Here is a 24,456-nt window from a genome sequence, read left to right on the forward strand (position 1 = left end):
TTACCTCCTGTTTTTTGGCATGAAAAAAGAGGCTCAACTTTTCAGTCAAGCCCCCGTGGGAAGTTCCTCCTTTCTCCGCCATGATACAAAAATACCGCCCGTAGTCTCGTTTGGGCGGTACTTTGTGTAAGATTGGCAGTCCATTATTAAGTTTTTTATTATGTTCCCTTTGTACACCGTTGCAATGAATGGGTTAAAGAAATATTACAAGATAATTATGTTGGAGTTTATTTTCACGGCTCATTAAGATTAGGAAGTTTTAATCCGAATAAATCTGATTTAGACTTTATTATAGTTGTAAAAGAAAAAATAAATTCAGAAACAAAACAATTTATTTGGGATAAAATGTTAGAAAATGAGCAATTATTTCCTAAAAAAGGTTTTGAATTTAGTGTTGTACTAGAAGATAATTGTAGAAATATAAAACATCCAATACCTTACGAACTTCACGGTAGCAGAGATTGGATAGAAAGATATAAGGAAGATAAAACAATAGTCATCAATGATGATTATAAAGTTGACCCTGATCTAGCAAGTCATTTCAATGTTATAAATGTTCCAAATGATAAGATGGATTTTGGTAAGCCATCAAAAGAAGTGTTTTCAAAAGTACCAAAGGAATACATTATTGATTCCAATTATTCTGATACATTAGATTGTGTAGAAGAAATTGTGAATAATCCCGTATATTGTATTTTAAACCTTTGTAGATTTTATGCACTAATCAGAGATGATTTAACTTTATCAAAATATGATGGTGGTAAATGGGCATTAGAAAATATGGATTCAAATTATAATGATGTTATTAAAAATGCTATGGAAGATTATTTAAGTGATACAAATAATAGTTATGATAATACAAGATTAAAGGAATTTGCTGGGGAAGCAATTAGTTTAATTAATGATTGTGTAAATACTAATAAAATTAGAAAATAAAATAGTAGATGGAGTTGAGATAGATGGAATATAAATTATTAGAAGAACAAGATTTGGAACTTATGCTAGATTTTGTTGATGATGAAAATACAAAATATAATGTAGATGTTTTAAAAAAATTTATAGATAATAAAAATGATTTTGGATTTATTGCAAAGATAAATAATAAGATAGTAGGTTTTGCTTTTGGTTATATTTTATTAAAACCAGATGGAAGAAAAGTATTCTATCTTGACGCTATTGATGTTATGCCAGACTTTCAAGGCAAAGGTTATGGAACAGGTTTAATATCATTTGCTCGTGATTATGCTAAAACTATTGATTGTTATGAAATGTTTTTAATAACAAATAGAAGTAATATTTCTGCTTGTAAATGTTATGAAAAAGCAGGAGGAATAAATGACGCAGATGATGAAGTAGTGTATGTGTATGATTTTAGGGAGGAAAATTAATGGAAATAGTACAAGATAAAATAAGAATAAGAACTTTGACAAATGATGATTTTCCTTTAATGCTAAAATGGTTAACTGATGATAGAGTATTAGAATTTTATGGTGGTAGAGATAAAAAATATACATTAGAATCATTAAAAGAGCATTATACTGAAAAATGGGAAGATGAAGTATTTAGAGTAATTATAGAATATGATAATGTTCCTATTGGATATGGACAAGTATATAAAATGTATGATGAACTTTATTCTGATTATCATTATCCAAAAACAAATGAAATAGTTTATGGAATGGATCAGTTTATAGGAGAACCTGAATATTGGAGTAAAGGCATTGGCTCAAAATATACAAAAATGATTTTTGAGTTTTTAAAAAAAGAAAGAAATGCTAATGCAGTTATTTTAGACCCTCATAAGAATAATCCAAGAGCAATTAGGTCATATCAGAAATCTGGATTTAGAATAATTGAAGATTTGCCAGAACACGAGTTGCACGAGGGTAAAAAAGAAGATTGCTATTTAATGGAATATAGGTATGATGATAATGTTACAAATGTTAAAGCAATGAAATACTTAATAGAACATTACTTTGAAGATTTTAAAGTTGAAAGTATTAAGGTAATTGGTAGTGGATATGATAGTGTAGCATATTTAGTAAATGGAGAATACATATTTAAAACAAAATTTAGTGCTAATAAGAAAAAAGGATATGAAAAAGAAAAAGCAATTTATGATTTCTTAAATCAAAGATTAAATACTAATATAAAAATACCAAATGTAAAATATTCATATTTTAGTGATGATATTTCTATATTAGGTTATAAAGAAATAAAAGGAACTTTTTTAACACCAGAAATATATTTTGCTTTATCAAAAGAAAAGCAAGAATTATTAAAGCAAGATATTGCTATGTTTTTAAGACAAATGCACGATTTAGATTATAGTGAAATAAGTTTGTATACGATAGACAATAAACAAAATGTTTTGGAAGAATATCAATTACTCAAAGACACAATATATGATAGTCTTACTGATATTGAAAAACAATATGTAGAAGACTTTATGCAAAGATTACATAGTACAACTATATTTGATGGTAAAAAATGCTTATGCCATAATGATTTTAGTTGTAATCATTTATTACTTGATGATGAAAATAGATTATGTGGTGTAATAGATTTTGGAGATTCTGGAATTATAGATGAATACTGTGATTTCATATATTTGCTAGAAGATAGTGAAGAAGAAATTGGCGTGTCTTTTGGAGAAGATATATTAAGATTATACGGAAATATTGATATTTCAAAAGCAAAGGAATATCAAGATGTTGTAGAACAATATTATCCAATAGAAACTATTGTATATGGTATTAAAAATAATAGACCTGATTTTATAGAAAAAGGTAGAAAAGAGATTTATATAAGAACTCGCAAAGATGAAAAATTAAGGAAGTGATGATATGGTTAAAAACTATCCGGAAGAAGTAGAAGAACAAGTTGATAAAATAAAGAAAGTTTTATAAATGGTGGTACAAATGGATATATATGATTTAATGAAACAAGTTAATGACGCATTCAATCAAAGATACTGTTTCAGCAGTAAAAGAAAAAATAGTAAGCGGTACGGCTTTACTATTTTAGACAATCCCAGTTTGTCAGTATCTTAAATAGAATATATGTGACAGAAAACATCGTAGAAATACGGTGTTTTCTGTTACCCAAAACCCCACAATTTCATACATAACCACAGGTTAGTACGAATACCTTGTGTGATTTTTTGAAAGGCTTAGAAAGGCAATTTTGCCCGATTTTCGCCCCGAAAAATGACAGAAACAAGGCAGTAAGTATCTTCCCTGTGGTTTTTTTGTTTTCAGGCGGAAAGGAGGATTGATATGCCGAGAATGAGCAAGAAACGGAAACAAGAGTGGGCGTTGTTTCTGAATGAAAGAAATCGCATTACCTACAACGAACTTTGCAGAAAGTGCAGTAATGACTGCAAGCAGAGTTTCCGCTGTATCGTAGTGCTTTGCCCGAAGTATTTATCGAAAAGGAGAACGAAGAACAATGAAGCAGACGGAAAATGAAATGAATGTAAATGTACCTCTTGAAGTTATCAAGGCAAGTGAAATCGAACCGAAAGAAGTGAAATGGCTGTGGTATCCGTATATTCCGTTCGGCAAGGTTACGCTGTTGCAGGGCGATCCGGGCGATGGAAAAAGCAAGTTAATGCTTTCCATTGCCGCCCTACTCTCTAAGGGCGAACCTCTGCCCTTTACTGAAACGGAAGAAACCGAGCCTATGACTATCATCTATCAGACAACGGAAGATGACGCAGACGATACGGTAGTACCCCGATTTAATTCAGCCGGTGGGAATGGAGAAAATCTTATCTTCATCAAGGAAGATGAAAAGTCTTTATCCTTTGGGGATAACCGTATTGCTGAAGCAATCGAAAGGTATCACGCAAAACTTTTAATTCTTGACCCGATGAGTTCCTATATCGGAGAGAACTGTTCAATGAACAATGCCAACGAAACACGAGCAGAGTTTAATCATCTGATTGCGGTTGCGAAGAATACTGGCTGTGCAATCGTGATTATCGCTCATATGAACAAGATGAGAGATACCAATCCACTTTATCGTACCAATGGTTCTATTGATATTGCGGGTGCTGCAAGAAGTATTCTTGCAATCACACGCACACCGAACAAAGAAGCACCAGCGGAAAGATATATGGTGCAAGTGAAATCCAACCTTGCCCCGACAGGCTCTGCAATTCTCTTTGAGGTTGCAGAAAAAGGAGTGGACTTTATCTCTGAAATGGAAATGACAGCAGAAGAAGCGTTCCAATCCCTTGCCCCTAAAATGGGCAGACCGAACGATAAGGAAATCAAGGCAAAAGAATTTCTTTTGGAAATGCTGAAAGACGGAGAAATGCTTTCTTCGGATTGCGAAGAAAGACTTGAAGCCGCAGGGTTCAAGAAATCGACCATCAAAAAGGCAAAGAAGAAAGCAGGAGTTATCTCCAAAAAGAAAGGCTTTCTGTGGTACTGGTCTTTGCCGATGGGCGATATACCGAGAGAATAATGCAGGCTGTCTGATGAGTGGACAGTCTGTTTTTATGATTGAGGTATCATAAGGAGGTCAAGGGGGAACTCCCTTGCCCACGACATCTTTGCAGACGAAGTCTGAAAGTGTCATAGTGGGTTACACACATTCAAAGAATGTTGTGTAATGGCTTCGCCCCTGTCTGGAAAGGAGAGTAAAATGGCAAAAACCAACAAGGCAGATATGAGTTGTGCAAGGGTAAAACAGTACACCGCTTCTGATGTGAGCAAGGCGGAAAGGCACAACGAACGCAAGAATGAAACCTATGAAAATATGAATGTAATTGTGGAACGAATACCCTTTAATGTGCATTTCAAAAAACCGACTGCCCCGACCTATATGGAACAGTTAAAGCAGATGGAAACAGACGGGCAGGTGTCGCTTCGTGGGTTAAGGAAAGACGCAACACTCTTTAATGAGATTGTGATTGATGTGAACACGATGTACTTCGAGCGTAACGGTGGTTATGAATACGCAAAGCAGTTTTATGAAGAAGCCTATCATTTCATCGAAGAAAAATTCGGTGCTGACAATGTTATATCGGCAGTAATGCACGCTGATGAAATCAATGTAGCGGCAACCGAAGAACTTGGAAAAGAGGTTTACCACTATCATCTTCACGCTATGGTTCTGCCTGTGGTGGAGAAAGAAATCTTATGGAGTAAGCGTTGCAAAGACCCCGAACTGCGAGGAACGGTCAAGGCGGTTGTTAATCAGATAAGCCATTCAAAGAAATGGAAATCGGATATTCCGCTGACCGATGAAAAAGGAAATCCATTGCTAAGAAAGAACGGGAAACCGATGTTCCGAGCTTCGTACAGCATACTGCAAGATGAGTTGTTTCACTATATGACGGAACAAGGGTTCAAAGGCTTTCAGCGTGGCGAATACGGAAGTACGGCAGAGCATTTGACTTCCCTGCAATATCAAATCAAACAGGATAAAGAGCGATTGGAGAAGTTGCAGAAGCGTATTCAAAAGGAACAGGTTAAGTATGAGCCTGCCCGTCATATTTCCAAAACCTTAAACGAGATTGACAGTATGGGGCAGAAAACAATCACAGGTAAAATGGCAATCTCCAAAGAGGATTATTCTGAGCTGACTTCCCTTGCCAAAGAGGGCATTACCAGTCGTGCGGAAATCAATAAATTGGAGCAGAGTGCAAATTATTACCGACAGAAATATTTTGACAGTGCAAATGCACTGGAAAGAATGAAAACCAAATACAACGAACTGAAAGAAAAGTGCAGACCTTTTCTTGAAGCGTTGGAGCATTTCCCCGAAGTTGCTAAACTTTTTACCGAAAAAGTGAAGCAACTTTTTTCTTTTAAGGAAGCACAGGAACGAGCCGAAAAAGAAGCAAGGGAAAAAGAAAGACAGGAGCGTATCAAGGCACGAAGAAACAAGCGTGGTATGGAAAGATAACCATTTCCATTGTACTTGCAACTTAATGACTTCTTGATATGTTCAGATGAAACAGGCTGTATTTGTGGGGTGTTCTAAACGGAATGCCCCACAGTCAATTTATGAAAAGGAGAAACGGACGATATGAAAGAAAACACTTTATCTTATACAACACGAATAGGTAAAACCACTTTTATTGTAAATGTGAAGCAATCGGAAAGTGCGAAGAAGCCTTTGAATACGGTGTTTCAAGAAATATGCAGACACGAGATGTTGGGAGATTTTTCAGCGGATAAATATTTGAATTTAGAAAACTTACAAAAATCATCTTGACAAACTCGTTCCCGAAGGAACAGGATATCGTGCAAAGTCCAGATTTGCACGGTTTTATAATATCCCGGAACTGATGAATATGTTCAAGGAGATTGCAGATATCAAGACTTCCGATCAGTTAAAGCTTCCTGTGCCGGAAGCAGAATATGAAACAGTGGTGCTGAAACCAACGGAACAGCAGAAAGAAATCGTAGAAAGCCTTGGAGAACGTGCGGAAGTTGTCAGAAATGGCGGAGTAGATGCCGCGGTTGATAATATGCTGAAAATCACCAATGATGGAAGAAAGTTAGCATTGGATCAGCGTTTAGTGAACGAATTATTGCCAGACAATCCGGAAAGCAAGATATCAGTCTGTGCAGAGAAAAGCTATGAAATCTGGAAAGACACAGCAGCACAGAAATCAGCACAATTGATTTTCTGTGATTTGAGTACACCGAAAGGCGATGGCAGTTTTAATGTCTACGACGACCTGAAACGGAAACTGATGGAAAAAGGAGTGCCGGAAAAAGAGATTGCTTTTATTCATGATGCAAATACAGAAGCAAAGAAGACGGAGCTGTTTGGAAAAGTGAAATCCGGACAGGTTCGTTTTTTGATTGGTTCTACAGCAAAGATGGGTGCAGGAACCAATGTGCAGGATCGTCTGATTGCGTTGCATCATCTGGATATTGGCTGGAAACCATCTGACTTGGAACAGAGGGAAGGACGTATTATCCGTCAGGGAAACCATAATAAAAAGGTTCATATCTTCCGGTATGTAACTGAATCCACATTTGACAGCTACATGTGGCAGTTGATTGAGAACAAGCAGAAATTCATTTCTCAGATTATGACCAGCAAAGCACCTGTGCGAAGCTGTGAAGATGTAGACGAAGCGGCACTTTCCTATGCAGAGGTCAAAGCTCTTGCAACCGGAAATCCGGCAGTAAAAGAGAAGATGGCATTGGATGTTGATGTGGCAAAATTAAAACTTTTAAAAGCCAACCACATGAATAACCAGTATCGACTGGAAGATGATATTGCAAGGAATTTTCCACAACAGATTGCAAAACTGACAGAGATCATTGACAGCTACAAGGCAGACATCGCTCATTTTTCTGAGTACAAAATCACAGATCCAGAGCAGTTTTCTATGGAAATCAGTGGCAAAGTGTTCACAGAAAAGAAAGAGGCAGGAGCGGCTCTTCTGGCGGTCTGCAAAGAAATTAAGTCTGTGGATGCAGCTATGGATATTGGAAGCTATCAGGGATTTAACATGAGAATCCAATTCGACAGTTGGAGCAAAGAGTTTATCCTGTCTGTAAAGCATGAATCGGTAGCTAAAGTTCGATTGGGAGCCGATGCTCTAGGAAATATCACTCGTATCAATAATCTTTTAGAAAGTTATCCGGAGAAACTGGCAGAAGCAGAACAACGGCTGGAAACGGTACAGGAGCAGATGACAAACGCCAAAGAGGAAGTCGGGAAGCCATTTCCAAAAGAAGAGGAACTGAACCAAAAACTGGAGCGACTGTCAGAGTTAAATGCACTTCTCAATATGGATGAACGGGAAGATACAGAAACAGAGCAGTCGGAATCAAAAGAGAAAGAAGAAAGACCGGCACGAGGTTCTATCCATGAGAAACTGCAGATTTATAAGGAAAAGAGTCAGCGGGAAAGTGAAACTGGCAAGGAAACCAGAAAACGGGACTTCGGTCTGGAATAAAGAGGAAAGATGGCATAATTTGGTAGAAGAAGGTTCTGTCGGTTATGCCATTTTTTAGAACACAGGAGGAATTTATATGGCAAGAAACAGGATAACGGGTAGAGAAACACAGAAAATGCAGGAATACACGCAGGGACAGATCAGTCAGGCAGAGCGTAGAGGCATAGAATTTCCAACAGATGTAAAAGAACAGCTTTTTGAATATGCGAATCTGATCGGTGAGGAAGAGAAAGTTAGGACTCTGGTAAGAAATCTAGCAGATGCAGTGATCCAGGCAGATGAAGAAGGGGTAGAGGATCTACTGGATGATGCAAGAATGGATATTCAGGATCTACCAGATCCAACCATAGGTAAGCTGGAATTACGTGATTATGGATATACAGCAGAAGACATGGTGCCGCTTAGAAAAGAAGCAGCTTTGGATTATCACAGAATGGGTTCTAAGATTTATTGCCTGGGCAGCGATGGCAGCAAGGGAGAGTATGCAAGTAAAGAAATGATACAGGCGCATGAAGGTCTGTTTGGCATGGAATCGCAGATGTGGGAACGGATAGAGGAGAATGACCTGGATTATGCCGATGAAGATTTTGGAGCATTTCAGGAGCCTATGAGTGTCATTGAGCAGGAAGAAGCACTGAAATTATACGATGCCGGAGCAGATATCTATCTGATCACTAATTTTTCATCACCAATGTATGTCACGGAACGCATGGAAATTGAACGAGGACCGGAGCATTATCAGATGTCTATGACAGAACTGGAGCGTTTCCGTAACCTGGAATGGGAAATGCAGAAATATCCGCAGATTCAGTCTTTGAAAGAGGCAAACCTGTTGTTAGGAACAAGGCGAACCTTTGGTATTTATCAGATCAAGGACGATTCACCGGGCGAAAACTATGCATTTATGAATATGCGCTTTATTGAAAGTCATGGTATGCAGATAAAAAAAGAAGATTATAAGCTGGTCTATGTTGGGGAATTATCGGGAAATATGTCACTGGATGATATTTTTGAAAGGTTCAACATTGATAGACCGGAAGATTTCCGTGGGCATTCCCTGTCTGTCAGTGATATCATAGTTCTGAATGACGGGGAAAAAGTAACCGCTCATTTTGTAGACAGTATCAGTTTTGAACAGCTGGATTCTTTCCTGAATCTGGAAGAACAGGTTCTTAGTGAACTGGCATATGAGGTAGGAGAACGTTACTTTGCTATTCAGAGAACAGAAGAAGGATATGATTATTCGTTTTACGATGAAGATTTTCGTCTGATGGATGGTGGCGTCTATGAAAATGATCAAATTTCTATTGAAGAAGCGGCAGAGGAACTTCTGGAAGACGAAGGCTGGACTGGAGAACGCATCCGTGGAGATTATGATCAGTTGATGGAAAAAGTAGAAGAAATGGATGAAGTTGTAATGGCAGAGATTCAGAAAAGCCAGGGCGAATATAAGCCTTTGGCAAAGGTGGAGGAACTGGAAGAGGCGAATTATAACATGATTGATAACGTCCTTAATAATATGCCACCGAAGAAAGAGCCTTATCTGGAATATTTCGCCACAGAATGTGATGAGTTCCATGATATGGGAGCTTATGAAAAAAGTACCGATGTTAATCAGATTGCTGCGGTCTATGAAAAATATAGGGAGAATCCTAAAACTGCGTATCTGGGATGCTCAATGGGAATTATTTATCGTGATCCGGAAGACAGTTACTATGATGAAGCCGAATTTGCGATCGTTAAAGGGAATACCGTATTCGGAGATCTGATGGATGATGTTCGATTTTATGGAGAACTTGCACTGGTACGGGAAGGGATCGAGAAAATTCATGAAGCATTGCCGGACTACAAGTATGTACCGATGAGGGATGTTCGAGAAGCAATGTATCCTGAGAAAATGACCACAGAACAGCTGGCAGAGGCACTGGATGAGATTGCAGAAGCTTTTGATCCGTATGAGTATCGAGATAATGTGGAGAGGGGAGAAAATACGGTGCAGGAAGTAATGCTGGATTTGAGAAGTGGAAATATTCATTCCTATATTTCATATCTGAAGGATATTGTAGACGAAGAATGCGATCTGTCTGTTCGTGCAGGAGTATTGATTGAAAGACTGAAAGCCTATGAACCTGAACTTCCAAAGGATATGGAACCAATGGTGTATGTAAACTATTGTGAAGAAAGTGATCTCATGAATCCAAGATGTCAGAAGCTGTCTGAGCTGGATGCAAAAACAGCAGAAATGGATAAAGAATGGTATGCAAAACGTGATCCGAAGACAGAGGAACCTACAAAAATTGCAAAGATATATGTGACTGTATATTATGCGGAAAAAGGTGAACAGATGCTGCATCATTTTAAGAAGTCAATGGATATTGGAAATGGACATGGCGGTATTGTGAGTCAGTTGAAGTATGATAATGAAATGAAGCTTACAGATGAGTATTGGATCAATTACCAGAAAGGCAAAGGAAGTGAAGAGTTCCAAAAGTATATGGAAGATCTGACAGACATGCAGAATCATGTGCTTCCGTATCTGCAGAGTTTTTGCAATCTGGAGGAAAAAGGTGTGAAGGAGAGACGAGAACAGCAGATAGCAGAAAGATATGAAGGAAGAGCAGATGAGAGGGTAACAAGTACCGAAGCGAATGAAGTTGTTAAGGATGTAGGAAAAACAGATAGAAAACCGGCACAGCAGAAGCAGGCGGTAGATGGAAAAGATAAGAAATTATCCATTCATGAACGGCTTGAGATCAATAAGAGGATTATTCAAGAAAAGCAGGGAAAAGATAAAACGGAGAGAGGAGTTGATTTGGGTGTAAGGACAGTGTAGAATAAGCAGAACGAGTCGGAGGTCATGGATGATAACGTGGCTTCCGGCTTTATTGCGTATTGTCGGAAGAATTATAAATGGTATAATGAATGTAAATGCGATAAAAGAATGTCGCCTGTTATGCGACTTCCAAATGAGAAAAGTGTGTTATTCTGAGATCAAACAAGAGGCTAATAGAGTCAGGAGGATGACATTATGAGTAAAAAAGGATATAGCAGACCAGGATTCTTTGGATCCATAAACCATTATGATGCAAACGGAAAAAAGTAGGCGAGAGCAGACCAGGATTCTTTGGTGGTATGAACGACTATGATGCAAATGGAAAGAAAATCGGACATAGTTCGCCTTCCTTTTTTGGTGGTATGAATCATTATGACAATAACGGGCATAAAGTAGGTGAGAGTCGACCAGGATTCTTTGGCGGTTTAAACCATTATGATGACAAGGGGCATAAGCGGGGGCATAGCAATCCAGGATTTTTAGGTGGATTCAATCATTACGGTTAAAACTGCACAGAGAGCAGCACAAGCGGCAAGGGCTGCGGCAAAAGCCGCCGTGGTTACGGTAAAGGCGATTGCCAAAGCGACCGCACTTGCCATTAAAGCGATTATTGCCGGAACGAAAGCCTTGATTGCCGCTATCGCCGCAGGCGGCTGGGTGGCGGTTTTGGTTATTATCGTGATTTGCCTGATTGGTATGATCCTCGGCTCAGTATTTGGCATTTTCTTCTCAGACGAAGATTCCGGCACTGGAATGAGTATGCAGACCGTTGTGCAGGAAATCAATACCGAATACGATACCAAGCTGCAAGAGGAAAAGAACTCGGTATCCTATGATGTTCTTGAAATGAGTGGCAGCAGAGCCGTTTGGAAAGAGGTGCTTGCCGTTTACTCTGTAAAAACGAATACGGATCAAGATAACCCCCAAGAGGTTGCCACAATGGACGATGGCAAAAAGCAACTCTTAAAAGACATCTTTTGGGAGATGAATCAAATATCTTCCCGAACAGAGAGCAAGACCGAAACAGTTATTACCGAAACCGATGACGGACACGGTAATATCGTGGAAACTGAAAGCACGGTCACACAAACCTATCTGTATATTACCGTCAGCCACAAGACTGCCGAGGAAATGGCGGCGCAATATGGTTTTAACGAAGAACAGAAAGGCTACCTCGCTGAACTGCTTGCAGATGAAAACAATTACCTTTGGTCACAGGTGCTTTACGGCATTACAGGCGGCGACGGACAGATCGTGACCGTTGCACTCTCTCTGGTTGGCAATGTGGGCGGTCAGCCGTATTGGTCGTGGTACGGTTTTAACTCCCGTGTAGAATGGTGTGCTTGCTTTGTATCTTGGTGTGCCAACGAGTGCGGCTATATCGACGCTGGAGTTATCCCAAAATATGCAGGCTGTGTCAACGGAGTACAATGGTTTAAGGATCGTGGACAATGGCTGGATGGCAGCGCCGAGCCTGCCCCCGGAATGATTATTTTCTTCGATTGGGCAGACGAAAGTGGTCAGGATGGATTATCCGACCATACGGGTATTGTTCAAAAGGTCGAAAACGGCAAGGTTTATACGGTCGAGGGCAACTCCGGCGACAGTTGCCGAGTCAATGAGTATTCTATCGGTTATTACGAGATTCTTGGCTACGGCGCACCTGCCTATTAAAATACACAAGCCGCCTGCATTTTGCAGGCGGTTGGATTACATATCAGAAAGATATTGTGCCGGTTTGAAAACTAAAAGTCTCAAAATACAGACTTAATAATTGCGATTTCACTCTCAAAGTGCTATAATACAAACTATATTTGGGTGGAGGTGCGGAAATGAAAGTACGGTACAACAAACTTTGGAAACTTCTGATTGACAAGGGAATGAAAAAGAGTCAATTACGAGAAGCGGTCGGGGCAAGCAAAAGTACATTTGCGAAACTCGGAAAAAATGAAAATGTTACCCTTCCCGTGCTGTTGAATATATGCGAATACTTAGAGTGTGATTTTGGCGACATAATGGAAGCCGTACCCGAAAATGAGGTGTAGGATCAATGAACAAGAAGATTTTAATTGTGGATGACGAAAAAGAAATCGTTGATCTGCTTGAAGTGTATTTGAGTAACGATGGTTATTCAGTATATAAATGTTATAATGGGTTAGAGGCGATGAAATGTATCAAACAGTCGCAGATTGATTTAGCGATACTTGATATTATGCTGCCGGATATTGATGGTTTTCGACTTTGCCAAAAAATTCGGGAAAAGTTTTACTTCCCTATTATTATGCTTACCGCCAAAATTGAGGATAGCGACAAGATTATGGGGCTTACGATTGGTGCGGATGATTATATAACGAAACCGTTTAATCCTTTAGAGGTTGTGGCAAGAGTAAAGACGCAATTAAGGCGTTATCAGAGCTATAACAGTCCTAATTTGAGCCAATCCGAAGAAAAAGACGAGTATGACATCAGAGGTCTACTGATAAACAGAGTCAGCCACAAGTGCTACTTGTATGGCAAAGAAATAGCCTTGACTCCGTTGGAGTTTTCTATTCTGTGGTATCTGTGCGAACATCAGGGGAAAGTTGTCGCCTCGGAGGAATTATTTGAAGCCGTGTGGAAAGAAAAGTATCTTCGCAACAGTAACAATACGGTAATGGCGCACATTGGGCGGCTTCGGGAAAAATTGAATGAACCTTCAAAAAATCCGAAGTTCATTAAAACTGTTTGGGGGGTAGGGTATGAAATTGAATAAAAAAGAAAAAAACTATCTGCTCTCTACCTTGTTCAAAGGGTATGTAATTCAATGTGCGATTTGCTCTGTGCTTATTTTTGGCGGTACTTTTCTTTTAGGAATTATGGCAGAGGAAATTCTCCGCAAGTATGTTTTGTATTATTACTTGTATTACAGAACAGTATATCTTTATATAGTGGCTGTAATCGTGTGGGGTGGCTGTATTATATACATGACATACCTACTTTTGAAAAAAGTAGTCGCCTATGTGTACGAGGTACAGGCTGCGACAGGAAAAATGTTCGATCAGAATGTCAGTTACATTGAAATGTCCCCGGAGTTGAGTGAAATCGCCGCTAACATCAATCAGTTAAAACAAGAGGCTGAAAGTAATGCAAGGCTTGCAAAAGAAAATGAGCAGCGAAAAAATGACCTGATTATGTATCTTGCACACGATTTGAAAACACCGCTTTCTTCTGTAATCGGGTATCTTACTTTACTGCGTGATGAGTCGCAAATCTCAAAGGAACTTCGAGAAAAGTACCTTTCAATCACTCTTGGTAAGGCAGAACGGTTAGAGGATCTGATTAACGAGTTTTTCGAGATAACACGATTCAATATATACGATATTACATTACAATACACGAAAATCAATTTAACTCGCCTGCTGGAGCAACTTGTATATGAATTTAAGCCTATGCTCAAATCAAAGAATTTGCAATGTAATCTTTGTGTTGATGATGATATAATGCTTCGATGTGACGCAGACAAAATTCAGCGTGTTTTTGATAACCTTTTGAGAAATGCGGTTATCTACAGTTTTGAAAATACGGATATCACGATCAGCGCACAATGTCAGGAAGATACGGTCAGCATTATTTTTTGTAACCACGGCGATACTCTGCCGGAAGAAAAGTTAAACAGGATTTTCGAGCAGTTTTATCGGCTTGACGCAGCGAGAAGTACAAGCAGTGGAGGAGCTGGATTAGGTTTGGCGATTGCAAAGCAGATTGTTGAACTACACAATGGTACAATCGTTGCAGAGAGCCAAGAGGATCAAAACAAGTTTTCAATTACTTTGCCGTTGGCGTAGGAAAATTGTAAGAATTTGCATAGAAAAAAAGAGGAATATCTTACGAGCAATCAAGAAAATACGGGCTTCTGTTTTGGTACAATAAAAGTATCAAGATAGAGGCTCGTATTTTTTGTGATACAGCATAAGGAGGAATGATGAAGTTGCTAAGAAAACAAATGCTGCTATGTTCTATTTTGTTTCTTGTATTTACGCTATCTGCCTGCTCTGCAATTGGGCAGACAGACGAAAACAATCTTACAGATAGTGCAACATCCGCAGAAAAAACGGTATCAGTTGTACGAGGGACAATTACTCCAACCGTTTCAACGCAAACGACTATTGTTCCGGCAGTACCGTTTATTATTTTCTCACCCGAAAATGGCATATTTAATACAGCGGTAGAATTAGAAGAAAAAATCACTGCCGGGCAAATTATTGGAACTGTGAACGGCAAAGAATTGAAATCTCCGGTGGATGGTACAATTACCTCTATTGCCCCATCCAATGAAAGCGTACCGAGTAATTATCCCGTAGCGATAGTGCATTATACAGGATTTGCCCTCAATGTAGAGGCAGATAATTTTTTGAGTACCTTACCGGAGTATGCAGAGTTGAAAGCAAAATTTCAAGTATATGATGGTGTAGGACCAACCGATATGATTGCCGTGGTGTCGCCTGCCGCAGATGAAAATGCGTTTACGGGAATCGTGCCGCAAGAGGGCATTCTGCAATGCTTGATCAGTCAAACAGTCGATGTGAAATCGGGGCAAAGTGCAACGGTAGTCATAACGGCGACAACGAGAAATGATGTCCTTATATTGCCGCTGTCGGTAATAGCGGGTAGACAAGGGACGGGATTGGTTACTGTAATTACTCCGAATGGAGAAAGAGTGGAAACAAAAGTGACATTGGGTGTGACAGACGGAGCCAATATAGAAATACTGTCCGGCTTAGAGGAGGGCGATGTAGTTTCTGCTACTCCGCCAAACCTTGATCCGAGGGGGATTTGATAAAATGAAAGGAATTTCCGAAAAGACTTTAATCAAAATAAAGGATTTGAAAGCAAGCGTCAAATTGAATAATGGCGATATGCTGACAACAGTAACCAACGCTAATATGGAATTGCAACGAGGGCGCAGTTATGCCATTGTCGGAAAGTCCGGCTCAGGCAAAACAAGCCTTATATCCATTATTGGCTTGTTAAATCGGGAATATGAGGGCGAGTACCTTTATGATGGTATATCTATTTCTGCTTTGAAAGACCGTGATCTGTCTATACTGCGAGCCAATAATATCGGATTTGTATTTCAGAACTACTCTCTGATTAAGCACTTGCGGGTATGGGAAAATATCGAATTACCCCTACTCTATGCCAAAAAGTCGTTTACCGCCAAACAGCGTCACGAGATAATTACAGGCTTGCTAAAAAGTGTCGGCTTAGAAAGCAAGGAAAATGATTACCCAATCAATTTGTCCGGCGGTGAACAACAAAGAGTTGCAATCGCAAGGGCGCTTGCAGTATCTCCGGAAGCCATTTTATGTGATGAGCCTACGGGAGCGTTGGATAAAAAGACGGGAACGCAGATTATGGAACTGTTGCACAGCGTCGTAAAAGAAAATGGAATTATGCTGCTGTTGGTTACGCACGATCCTGATATTGCAGATACCTGTGATACGATTTTTGAAATGGATGGAGGGAGGATAACTTGTGCTAAAAATGATACTTAAAGACCTTCGTCTGTCTCCACTTAGAAGTATTCTGACAAGTGTTTCAATGCTTGTAGGCATTATCGCAATGCTTGGATCGGTATTAGTTGGTACGCTTGGACGGGAGTATTTGATTTCCGTAAACGCACAGGTATATGGCTGGTCACCTACTTACTCATTCGTGATAACGGAATCCGATTTTCACGATAGAAATAAAATGGAACAATTATTCCAGAGATTTGAAGCCATTGATGATGTAGCCGCTGTTACTTTTTCTATGGGAGAAGATATTCGATTTGCACCAATGAAAGATTTAACGCCAATACCGCCGAATGATGTTTACCAAAACCTGATGGCTTTTGATTTAGTTTGCACCACGGAGGCATATAGTCAAGTCTATAATCTTCCAATGACATCCGGTAGATGGTTAGAGCCTTCGAGTGAGGGCGGATCGCTTGAAGTGGTCATAAACAAAGAAGCTAAAAACTATTTTAATGATTCGCCCTATGCTGCAGGAAATGTAAAAAGCACACTTTCGTTAACCCCATTCAATATTGTCGGAGTAGTAAACGATGGCAGGGATTTTCCGACTATCTATGCGGATTCTGCGGCGATCCTCAATTTCGCACCAGCAATGTGGCAAGTACAAAATGCAAATGTGTATTGGCATCCCACAACAGGACTGACAATCGAACAGATACATTCTGCCCTTGGCGACATTTTGACTGATACCATTGGCGGTTACTGGGAAAGTGCTGGGCGGAGTGATATTGGAGATACCTATGATTCGGTATTGTCCATACTGCAATTAGGGCTTTTGGTTACTTCGCTTTTGTTGCTGTTTGTTTCCGTATTAGGGCAGATCAATATCGGACTATCTTCATTGGAACAGCGCACACATGAGTTGCTGATCCGCAGAGCGATAGGTGCTTCACGAACAAATATTGTGGCATTGGTTTTAGGCTCACAGTTGATTTTATCAATATTCGTTTGCTTTGCAGCTATTTTGATTTCGCTGATTTTGGTGCATTGTATTGGAGCGTTGCTCCCTGTGGATTCCCCGGTGGGAACACCGAGTTATCCAATCAGCGTTGCTGTTGTTGCAGTTGCTGTGTCTGTGCTTACAGCATTATTGGGCGGATTATTACCAGCATTGAAAGCAGCAAAATTAGAGCCTGCATTGGCTCTTAGATAATAAAACTCAATTCAAGGAGGAAACAAAATGAAACGAACAATCTCAAAATCCGAAAGACCGTACAGACTGTTATTGTGTGTTATGATTTCTTTGCTGGTGATTATGCTGGCAGGCTGCTCCACTTCTTCGGACTCCGACACAAACACAAGAGGTTTCACGGACTTTGCTACCATTGAAGAAGAATACCTAACGACCATTGAGAGTTTGAATTGGCCGGAGGGCTTTACGCCGCCTGATGCTTTGGAAGGCGAAGATACGGGAGCGTCTTTTCAGATAGGATATGGCGATACAAGAGCATCTAACCTTTGGGAATATTCTTGGATGCAGGAATGGCTTGATACTTACAATACGGATTCGGAAAGGGCGGCAAAAGCCTTAGCTGAACTCGAAAAAGCCTTTGATATGCCTTATATGGGAACAGATCGCTGTGATGACGCCACACGCAAATATCTTCGTGATAATATTGATAAAGCTAAGTTGGGAGATCCGTCTGGATTTACAGAGTGTATTCAGGCAAATTATGCCGATTAAAAATGGCACATAGGAGTTTTGATGTTGGGAGGTGAGCACATATATGCAGAGAAAACGCCGTAAGAAAAAACGATTTGGAGTATTTTTGTTTTTGCTTGTAGTTTGTATCGGCATAGGTATAATGTTTGTGCCGTGGGCAATGCAGCCGGAAAATTTCAGAGAGGTAAAGAATAAAATAAATGGTTTTCTCTACAAAGAAGATTTTCCTGACTCTTATAATGCAAAATCGCTGATTTTGGTGGATTGTTCTGATGATGAAATATTTGTTTCAAAAAACGAGAACGAGCCACAAATTCCTGCAAGTTTAGCCAAGCTGTTTGTTATTGAGTATGCGTCAACTTTAGCAGACCTTGATAGTATCGTTGTTGCAGACTATGGTGCTATTTCACTCACGAAACCTGGCTCGTCTGTTGCTCAAATCAAGGAAAAAGAATACTTTTTACACAATCTATTTGCGGCAATGTTAGTACCGTCAGGGAATGACGCAGCTTATGTGGTTGCTGATTATTGTGGAGGATTACTTTCGCCGCAAGCAGAAAGCTGTCAAGAGCGTGTGAGGATTTTCATGGAGAACTTAAACCTGCATTTGCAACAGCAGGGGTACTTAGACACAGTTTTATATGATCCGAGTGGTTTTGATATGGAGGCACTTACCACTACTTTAGATTTGAAAGAAGTAGTATATCGGTTGTTGGAATACTCGTGGTTTAGAGAAATTGTATCTCAAAACACTTATACGGCAACACTGCCTGATGGCAGTACACAAATATGGCAGAATACAAACGCCTTCCTTGATCCGACATCCGAATATTACAACGAAAATGTATGCGGAATTAAGACTGGCTCTCTGTCTGACGACTATAACTTGATTGTGCTTTATCAGCAGCACGGAAAAGAGTTTTTGATATGCAGTTTAGGCTCTCAGTCCGATTCCTCTCGTTATGACGATGTGAATTTTATTCTGAAAACGATTGATGAATCGTATTATCTCACGCAATAAATCTTATGTTGTCCAAGACAAAAAAACTAACCAAGGGGGGTGATAATATCGGACGAATCGTAATAATGGAGTTCAAAGCACAAGACTCAACAGCCTTTGACGATATGCTGGCTTTTGTAAAACAGCACCCTGATTTTGAAAAATTAGAGACTTCATATGAGCCGACATTATCCCTTTCCGGCTTAGAAATCAATTTGAGCCGGCGCAGAGTTATCAATAACGGTCAGGAAATTGAACTGACCGTCAAAGAGTACGATATACTCTGCTTGCTCGCAGCCAATAAAGGTCGTGTTCTTACATACGAGCAGATTTATGATAAGGTGTGGGGCGAAATATCAGCAGGCAATGAAAAGGATACCGTAGGCTTTCGCATTCGGAATCTTCGTAAAAAACTTTGTGATACAAACTCTCACTTTTCCATAGATAGTGTTCGTGAGATCGGCTACCGCTTTAACAGTCAGTAAGCAGTCCCTCGTAGTTCATAATGAATTGCGAGGGATTATTCATTTTCTAAGACGGTATGTCGGAATTTGATAAATCCCTGCAAATGTTGATTTTATACGACTGTTAAGAGCAATATCGTGTCTAAACTTGCGACTGGACTTTGCATTTTCTACGAGTTATCTTCGTAATATCTCGGCATTATACTACTGGAATGTTTATCATAAACAGGGCATGATTTATGGCAGAATGGGCAGTCGTTCTCGTGCCATTTATTAGGTCTTGCTTGGATACGAATATGTTTAACTCCATTCTTATCAGAGTAAAGATTACAATTTTTTATAACTGTGTTCTTGACATTAAGGACACTTTTGCATAATGTATTAACTGAAGCCACTTGTGAATACTCCTTTTGTGTTTTTCTTCGCAGTTAATACATTAAAGGACACAAGTGTTTTTTCAATATGGTGTTGTTAATTTATGGTGTTAGGCTTCCACCATTATGCCAGAAGCCTCATATAAATTTATTGGGAAGAGTTACCGATCAAGTTTTCTCAGAATCCGAAGAATGGGATATTGATACGGTGTCAGAAACTATTGCATCGGAATATGAAAGAGCAACGAATCTTTCGATAAATAAAGAGAAGCAGAATTTGCCAATAGAAGAAAAACGAACGATAGATGTTAAAGAAATACGAGAATGGCTGAACTTTATTATTACGATTATATCAGTTGTTTTGGGAGTTACGAATTCTTCAGCAACAACGATAAATAATTACAATTATACACAACAAGTCAATAATTATTACATCGTTGGAATGGGATATGATGCGAAGGAGCTAAATACGACTAAATATAGAATCGTTAATAGAGAATCTATTGTACGACTGAAGCATGACTGCCATTCGATTGTAATTGAAAAGCTTGAGGAAGGGAAAGTTGTTAGAATTATAGATAAATATAAAAAGTGGCGACAGATAATTTGGGAGAATGAAGATGGTGAAGAATGTATGGGGTGGATTCAAAATTATAGATTAACTGAGTTTAAAGTGCCTAGAAATAAATGATGTATATTTGATGAAATAGAATCTATAAGTGAAGGAAGTATTATGTGTGGTAGATATTATATTGATTCTGATATGGCAGATGAAATCGAAAAAGTAGTGCATGATATAGACCAACGGATCCGGCAGGAACATTTTGCAGGAGATATCTTTCCAACCAATGTAGCACCGATCATTGAAAAATCAGAACATGGATTGAAACTGGATGTTTGCAAGTGGGGATATCCATTGTCACAAGGAAAGAATCTGGTTATAAATGCAAGAGCAGAATCTGTTATGGACAAACCTTCTTTTCGAAATGGAATCCTCTATCACCGCATTTTGATACCGGCAAGTGGGTTCTATGAATGGAATCGGTTAAAAGAGAAAAATACATTTTCCAGATATGATGCACCAGTATTGTATATGGCTGGCTTCTGTGATTGGTTTGAGAATGAACGACGATTTGTGATTATGACTACAGCAGCCAATGAATCTATGATAAAAGTACATGATCGTATGCCGCTGATATTGGAAAAAGGACAGCTGAAAGATTGGTTCGATGACAGGAAAATGGAGCAAATTCTGCATCAGGTACCGGTTCAGCTAAAACGAGAGGCAGAATACGAACAGCAGAGCTTATTCTTATAATGGTTCAGAGGAGAAATAGAAAGATGCAAATATTTGTTGATGCAGATGCCTGCCCAGTGGTTGCGATCATTGAAAAGATTGCAAAAGATAATAGTGTTCCGGTAATGTTGTTGTGTGATACAAACCATGTTCTGTCATCGACTTATAGTAAAGTTGTTGTTGTCGGTGCAGGAGCAGATGCAGTAGATTATAAACTGATTAGTATCTGCCATAAAGGAGATATTGTCGTATCACAGGACTATGGTGTGGCTGCAATGGCATTGGGAAAAGGTGCTTATGCTATTCATCAATCAGGTAAATGGTACACGGATGATAATATTGATCAGATGCTAATGGAACGTCACCTGAGTAAAAAAGCCAGAAGAAGTTCCCGTAAATGTCATGTCAAGGGACCGAAGAAGCGGACGGAGGAAGATGATGAAAGATTCGCTCAGTCTTTTGAAAAAATGCTTTTGATGGCACGGGAGAAAGAAGGCAGATGAGGAATTGTAGATGCAGAGGAACGACAGAAGCTATAAAGACTTAAAACAAAAACAGAAGAGTGCAATAGCAGATAAAACATACAAAATGCACTTGAAGTTTTATCTTGAGAATCAGCGAATGCCGGATGCTACTGAAATGAATGATATATGCAAAAGTTTGTTTACGGCAGTTCAATCGCTTGCTCCTAAAACGGAATATGAAGAATTTTATAAAATTGTTGAAAAGCGTGAAAAGAGTTATGAAGAACGTATCCTGAGAGACATTCAGAATGGAATTATAATAGAAACACTTATGGCAAAAAAACATAAGAAAACGCCGGAAGAAAAAGCAGCTGTTGCGAAACAAAAGAAGCAGCAGAGGCGAGCAAGACGGAAACAAGAAACAAGAGATAATCTGGCTAAAGAAGAAATCTTGCAAGATGACAGATTTTTCGTTATTGCCGGTTATACCTCCGGAGGTGCACCGTATGGTGTCACCTGGGAGGAAATGGGTCTGAAACCTTGGGAAGATTTGGAAGAGAATAATTGAGTTGTCAGTGCAATCTTATTTATCTCTTGTGACAGAAACAGGTTCCCGTTTTGCCGGAAGTAAGTCTGAATTGATTTCAGGAGCATCGAGCAGCACAGAGAAATTTTGCTGAATGATATCCAGTGTTTTCTGCTTTTTCTGTAATTTCTGTTTTTCCCGGATGGTAGCAGCTTGTTCAGATTCAAGATTTTCAATCCGCTTCTGGATTTTTTCAGAGCTAGGGATTTTGGTAACACCGAGATCCTGAAGCTCTTTTTTTAGTGAATCGTGGAGTTGGTATTCTGCCAGATGCTTGGAACGGTATTCTTTTGGATTTTTTGCAGATTTGCAATCTTCTATCACTTTACGGCAGAGCCGGTAAGAATCACAGTGTTTCTGAATGACTTTCTGCGTGCTTAGCTCACTGGTGATGTGTGCTATTCTCTGATCAGCCGCTTTAACAGAAGCATCAACATCAGAAACATGCTGCCTGAAATCCTCATAATTCAGTAGGTTATTTTCTGAAAGATAGTTGAAGGTGCGGGCTGCCTCTTTTAGATTATTGAGTTTTGCCCAATGTTCAAATCCTTCTCGATTGCCAGTCGTTACATACGTGGAGATATTGATATACAGGCGAGCTTCTCTGGACAGATGTTTTGGAGTTTTCACTTTGCTACGATTTTTAGCTAAGCGGATGCGGACGTTTTCTTCCGTATAATAACTTCCCAGAGATTTCATATAAGTGAAATTTTTTTGTTCCGGTGCACGGAAAGAAAGATGCTTTCCCTGCCGGACTTCATATCCAGCTAACTGCATTTTTTGTAGAAATTCCTCATAGTTGATGGAAGTCCAGATTGCTTTATCAACTGCAACACGTAGCTTGGCTTTCCAACTGGTGCCACGATGATATTCCATGTTCTCTTTATAGCTTTTTCCTTTTTCTCCGGTTGGCATACTGGTGGCAAGTCCATTTTCCAGGCAGATACGATTACTGATTCTGCAGAGTTTATGGTAGCTCCGCTTATTGGAAACATACTTGTGATGATCAACAAAGCTTGCAGCGTTGAAGATGATATGGTTATGAATGTGCTTTTTATCAACATGGGTACTGATCACGTATTCATATTTTCCTTTCAGTACTTCGGCTGCAAATTGCTGTCCTAAGCGATGGGCAGTTTCGGCATCAACTTCTCCAGGTTTAAATGACTGGATCAGATGAAATGCCAGGTTATCACCTTTGTCCATTCCATTCTTTTTTGCCATTTCTCTAGTCATGGAAAATTCGAGATCAGCAGTTTCCGGGGAACAGCCAAAACTGGAAACCAGCAGTTTTTCATCAGTCTTGTCTGGATTCGTGATATAGTCCAGAGCTTTCTTGTCTGTTACTTTAATGGGGAAGATCTTAATATATGCCATAGTTCTTTCACCATCTCTTTCAATTCTTGCATTTCTTCCGGATATAGATCTCCGGTGGTATTTACCTTTTTTGCAATCTGGTTGATATTTATGCCAATCTTGTGCATTTCCTCATACTGTTTCTTCAGAGGAGTTGTATCTGTGTTGACGATGTAGCCGTCGATTGCCATCTTACGCAGATAAGCTCCCATGTTCTTGGTTTTTGATTCTATCATCTTCCTGCGGATTAGCTTTCGTTCTTCTTCTGTGACATAAAAATGAATTTCTTTGTTTCTTTTTCTTTCAGCCATTAGCAGTTTCTCCTTTCTGAGAGGGCAGTAGTATCGTTGCTTTCAGCGTTTTTCAATTCAGGGCAGGGTACCCTAAATTGGGATTTTCCGGAAGTGTATCCTCACTTCCTGTCCTTGCTGTTTTACCCCTCTATTAGTTAAAGTCAGGAGAACCGGGAAAATGCAAAGGAATTTGGCAGGTAGTACGGGAACCGAAAATATGGTATGATTATGGGCAGGATATCAGAAGAATCAGGAGTTGAATAAACTGTGAAGAAAGAAGAAATTTTTGAATATGTGAAGAAACAGTATGGTACGATGCCGGAGTATTTATGGGCACAATCACCAGATAATGCTGTGCTGCGACATAAGAATGGAAAATGGTATGCTGTGGTCATGAGCGTTGAAAAATGCAAACTCGGATTAGAAGGAAATGAATTTGTCGATATTATGGATGTAAAATGTGATCCGGAAATGACAAGTATGATTATTCAGACCTTTGGATTTTTGCCAGGATACCATATGAACAAACAGCACTGGATCACAATTTTACTAGATGGTTCGGTCAGTGAAGCAAAGATACTGGACTTTTTGGATATGAGTTATGACCTGATTGATGGTAATTTTAAAAACTAAAA

26 protein-coding genes and 1 pseudogene are annotated in these 24,456 nt (G+C 39.3%); 25 read left to right on the top strand and 2 right to left on the bottom strand.

The genetic code is table 11. The features are described from left to right. Window positions 1–345 precede the first annotated feature (345 nt). The 24 genes and pseudogenes from DWZ40_RS14505 (at window position 346) to DWZ40_RS20135 (ending at window position 22,154) form a co-directional block, all read left to right on the top strand. A complete protein-coding gene (locus DWZ40_RS14505; protein ID WP_057097544.1) occupies window positions 346–936 on the top strand; it encodes a DUF4111 domain-containing protein in 591 nt (196 codons plus the stop codon). 23 nt (window positions 937–959) lie between these two features. Further along, window positions 960–1,388, top strand: coding sequence for a GNAT family N-acetyltransferase (locus DWZ40_RS14510; protein WP_004452860.1), 429 nt, complete (start codon window positions 960–962; stop codon window positions 1,386–1,388). Next, window positions 1,388–2,842, top strand: a complete 1,455-nt coding sequence (aph(2'')-I, locus tag DWZ40_RS20485; protein WP_004452859.1) for an APH(2'')-Ia/If/Ih family aminoglycoside O-phosphotransferase — start codon at window positions 1,388–1,390, stop codon at window positions 2,840–2,842. The genes DWZ40_RS14510 and aph(2'')-I overlap by 1 nt, the downstream gene beginning before the upstream one ends. A gap of 436 nt (window positions 2,843–3,278) precedes the next feature. After that, window positions 3,279–3,470 (top strand): hypothetical protein, encoded by a 192-nt coding sequence (locus DWZ40_RS20125; RefSeq protein ID WP_044906491.1) that lies wholly within the window; start codon window positions 3,279–3,281, stop codon window positions 3,468–3,470. After that, window positions 3,451–4,473: an AAA family ATPase gene (locus DWZ40_RS14525; protein WP_004452858.1), complete on the top strand. Its 1,023-nt coding sequence runs from the start codon at window positions 3,451–3,453 to the stop codon at window positions 4,471–4,473. Before DWZ40_RS20125 ends, DWZ40_RS14525 begins: the two co-directional genes overlap by 20 nt. Before the next feature lie 180 nt (window positions 4,474–4,653). After that, window positions 4,654–5,919, top strand: coding sequence for a plasmid recombination protein (locus DWZ40_RS14530; protein WP_021391154.1), 1,266 nt, complete (start codon window positions 4,654–4,656; stop codon window positions 5,917–5,919). A gap of 123 nt (window positions 5,920–6,042) precedes the next feature. Then, on the top strand, window positions 6,043–6,231 hold the full coding sequence (locus tag DWZ40_RS14535) for a transposon-encoded TnpW family protein (RefSeq protein WP_004452856.1): 189 nt from the start codon (window positions 6,043–6,045) through the stop codon (window positions 6,229–6,231). 73 nt (window positions 6,232–6,304) lie between these two features. Continuing rightward, entirely contained in the window at window positions 6,305–7,936 is a 1,632-nt protein-coding gene (locus DWZ40_RS20130; RefSeq protein ID WP_117822339.1) for a helicase C-terminal domain-containing protein, read from the top strand. A 76-nt stretch (window positions 7,937–8,012) separates the two neighbouring features. After that, window positions 8,013–10,769, top strand: coding sequence for a YodL domain-containing protein (locus DWZ40_RS14545; protein WP_015514513.1), 2,757 nt, complete (start codon window positions 8,013–8,015; stop codon window positions 10,767–10,769). 299 nt (window positions 10,770–11,068) lie between these two features. Then, window positions 11,069–11,275, top strand: a complete 207-nt coding sequence (locus DWZ40_RS14550; RefSeq protein ID WP_012744284.1) for a hypothetical protein — start codon at window positions 11,069–11,071, stop codon at window positions 11,273–11,275. Then, window positions 11,268–12,443 (top strand): annotated as a pseudogene (locus DWZ40_RS14555) (CHAP domain-containing protein); the annotation flags it as partial. The gene DWZ40_RS14550 and the pseudogene DWZ40_RS14555, both read left to right, overlap by 8 nt. A 158-nt stretch (window positions 12,444–12,601) precedes the next feature. After that, window positions 12,602–12,814 carry a helix-turn-helix transcriptional regulator gene (locus DWZ40_RS14560; protein ID WP_008703822.1) on the top strand — a complete coding sequence of 71 codons (213 nt, stop codon included), beginning with the start codon at window positions 12,602–12,604 and terminating at the stop codon, window positions 12,812–12,814. 5 nt (window positions 12,815–12,819) lie between these two features. After that, window positions 12,820–13,521, top strand: coding sequence for a VanR-ABDEGLN family response regulator transcription factor (vanR, locus tag DWZ40_RS14565; RefSeq protein ID WP_004853366.1), 702 nt, complete (start codon window positions 12,820–12,822; stop codon window positions 13,519–13,521). Beyond that, on the top strand, window positions 13,508–14,593 hold the full coding sequence (locus DWZ40_RS14570) for a HAMP domain-containing sensor histidine kinase (protein ID WP_008703821.1): 1,086 nt from the start codon (window positions 13,508–13,510) through the stop codon (window positions 14,591–14,593). The genes vanR and DWZ40_RS14570 overlap by 14 nt, the downstream gene beginning before the upstream one ends. A 134-nt stretch (window positions 14,594–14,727) precedes the next feature. Further along, window positions 14,728–15,585, top strand: a complete 858-nt coding sequence (locus tag DWZ40_RS14575; protein ID WP_117449615.1) for a hypothetical protein — start codon at window positions 14,728–14,730, stop codon at window positions 15,583–15,585. A gap of 4 nt (window positions 15,586–15,589) precedes the next feature. Next, entirely contained in the window at window positions 15,590–16,303 is a 714-nt protein-coding gene (locus DWZ40_RS14580; protein WP_004853372.1) for an ABC transporter ATP-binding protein, read from the top strand. Next, window positions 16,293–17,477 (top strand): ABC transporter permease, encoded by a 1,185-nt coding sequence (locus tag DWZ40_RS14585; RefSeq protein ID WP_117456454.1) that lies wholly within the window; start codon window positions 16,293–16,295, stop codon window positions 17,475–17,477. Before DWZ40_RS14580 ends, DWZ40_RS14585 begins: the two co-directional genes overlap by 11 nt. Before the next feature lie 27 nt (window positions 17,478–17,504). Then, a complete protein-coding gene (locus DWZ40_RS14590; RefSeq protein ID WP_015514509.1) occupies window positions 17,505–18,008 on the top strand; it encodes a hypothetical protein in 504 nt (167 codons plus the stop codon). A gap of 43 nt (window positions 18,009–18,051) precedes the next feature. Next, a complete protein-coding gene (locus tag DWZ40_RS14595) occupies window positions 18,052–19,008 on the top strand; it encodes a peptidase S11 (protein WP_012744280.1) in 957 nt (318 codons plus the stop codon). Between the two features lie 5 nt (window positions 19,009–19,013). Continuing rightward, window positions 19,014–19,472, top strand: a complete 459-nt coding sequence (locus DWZ40_RS14600; RefSeq protein WP_118543670.1) for a winged helix-turn-helix domain-containing protein — start codon at window positions 19,014–19,016, stop codon at window positions 19,470–19,472. Between the two features lie 504 nt (window positions 19,473–19,976). Then, window positions 19,977–20,516, top strand: a complete 540-nt coding sequence (locus tag DWZ40_RS14605) for a hypothetical protein (RefSeq protein ID WP_243035351.1) — start codon at window positions 19,977–19,979, stop codon at window positions 20,514–20,516. 42 nt (window positions 20,517–20,558) lie between these two features. Continuing rightward, window positions 20,559–21,143: an SOS response-associated peptidase family protein gene (locus tag DWZ40_RS14610; RefSeq protein ID WP_012744277.1), complete on the top strand. Its 585-nt coding sequence runs from the start codon at window positions 20,559–20,561 to the stop codon at window positions 21,141–21,143. 23 nt (window positions 21,144–21,166) lie between these two features. Continuing rightward, window positions 21,167–21,625: a YaiI/YqxD family protein gene (locus DWZ40_RS14615; protein ID WP_015514506.1), complete on the top strand. Its 459-nt coding sequence runs from the start codon at window positions 21,167–21,169 to the stop codon at window positions 21,623–21,625. Between the two features lie 10 nt (window positions 21,626–21,635). After that, a complete protein-coding gene (locus DWZ40_RS20135; RefSeq protein ID WP_012744275.1) occupies window positions 21,636–22,154 on the top strand; it encodes a hypothetical protein in 519 nt (172 codons plus the stop codon). Between the two features lie 15 nt (window positions 22,155–22,169). On the opposite strand, the gene DWZ40_RS14625 is transcribed toward DWZ40_RS20135, so the two are convergent. Continuing rightward, on the bottom strand, window positions 22,170–23,549 hold the full coding sequence (locus DWZ40_RS14625) for a relaxase/mobilization nuclease domain-containing protein (RefSeq protein ID WP_117649063.1): 1,380 nt from the start codon (window positions 23,547–23,549) through the stop codon (window positions 22,170–22,172). Continuing rightward, a complete protein-coding gene (locus tag DWZ40_RS14630) occupies window positions 23,516–23,839 on the bottom strand; it encodes a MobC family plasmid mobilization relaxosome protein (protein ID WP_012744273.1) in 324 nt (107 codons plus the stop codon). Before DWZ40_RS14630 ends, DWZ40_RS14625 begins: the two co-directional genes overlap by 34 nt. A 249-nt stretch (window positions 23,840–24,088) precedes the next feature. Between DWZ40_RS14630 and DWZ40_RS14635 the strand changes: the two genes are divergently transcribed. Next, a complete protein-coding gene (locus tag DWZ40_RS14635; RefSeq protein ID WP_118543671.1) occupies window positions 24,089–24,454 on the top strand; it encodes an MmcQ/YjbR family DNA-binding protein in 366 nt (121 codons plus the stop codon). The last annotated feature ends 2 nt before the right edge of the window (window positions 24,455–24,456 follow it).

The sequence above is a fragment of the Clostridium sp. AF32-12BH genome (assembly GCF_003477935.1).
Lineage (GTDB): Bacteria > Bacillota > Clostridia > Lachnospirales > Lachnospiraceae > Brotaphodocola.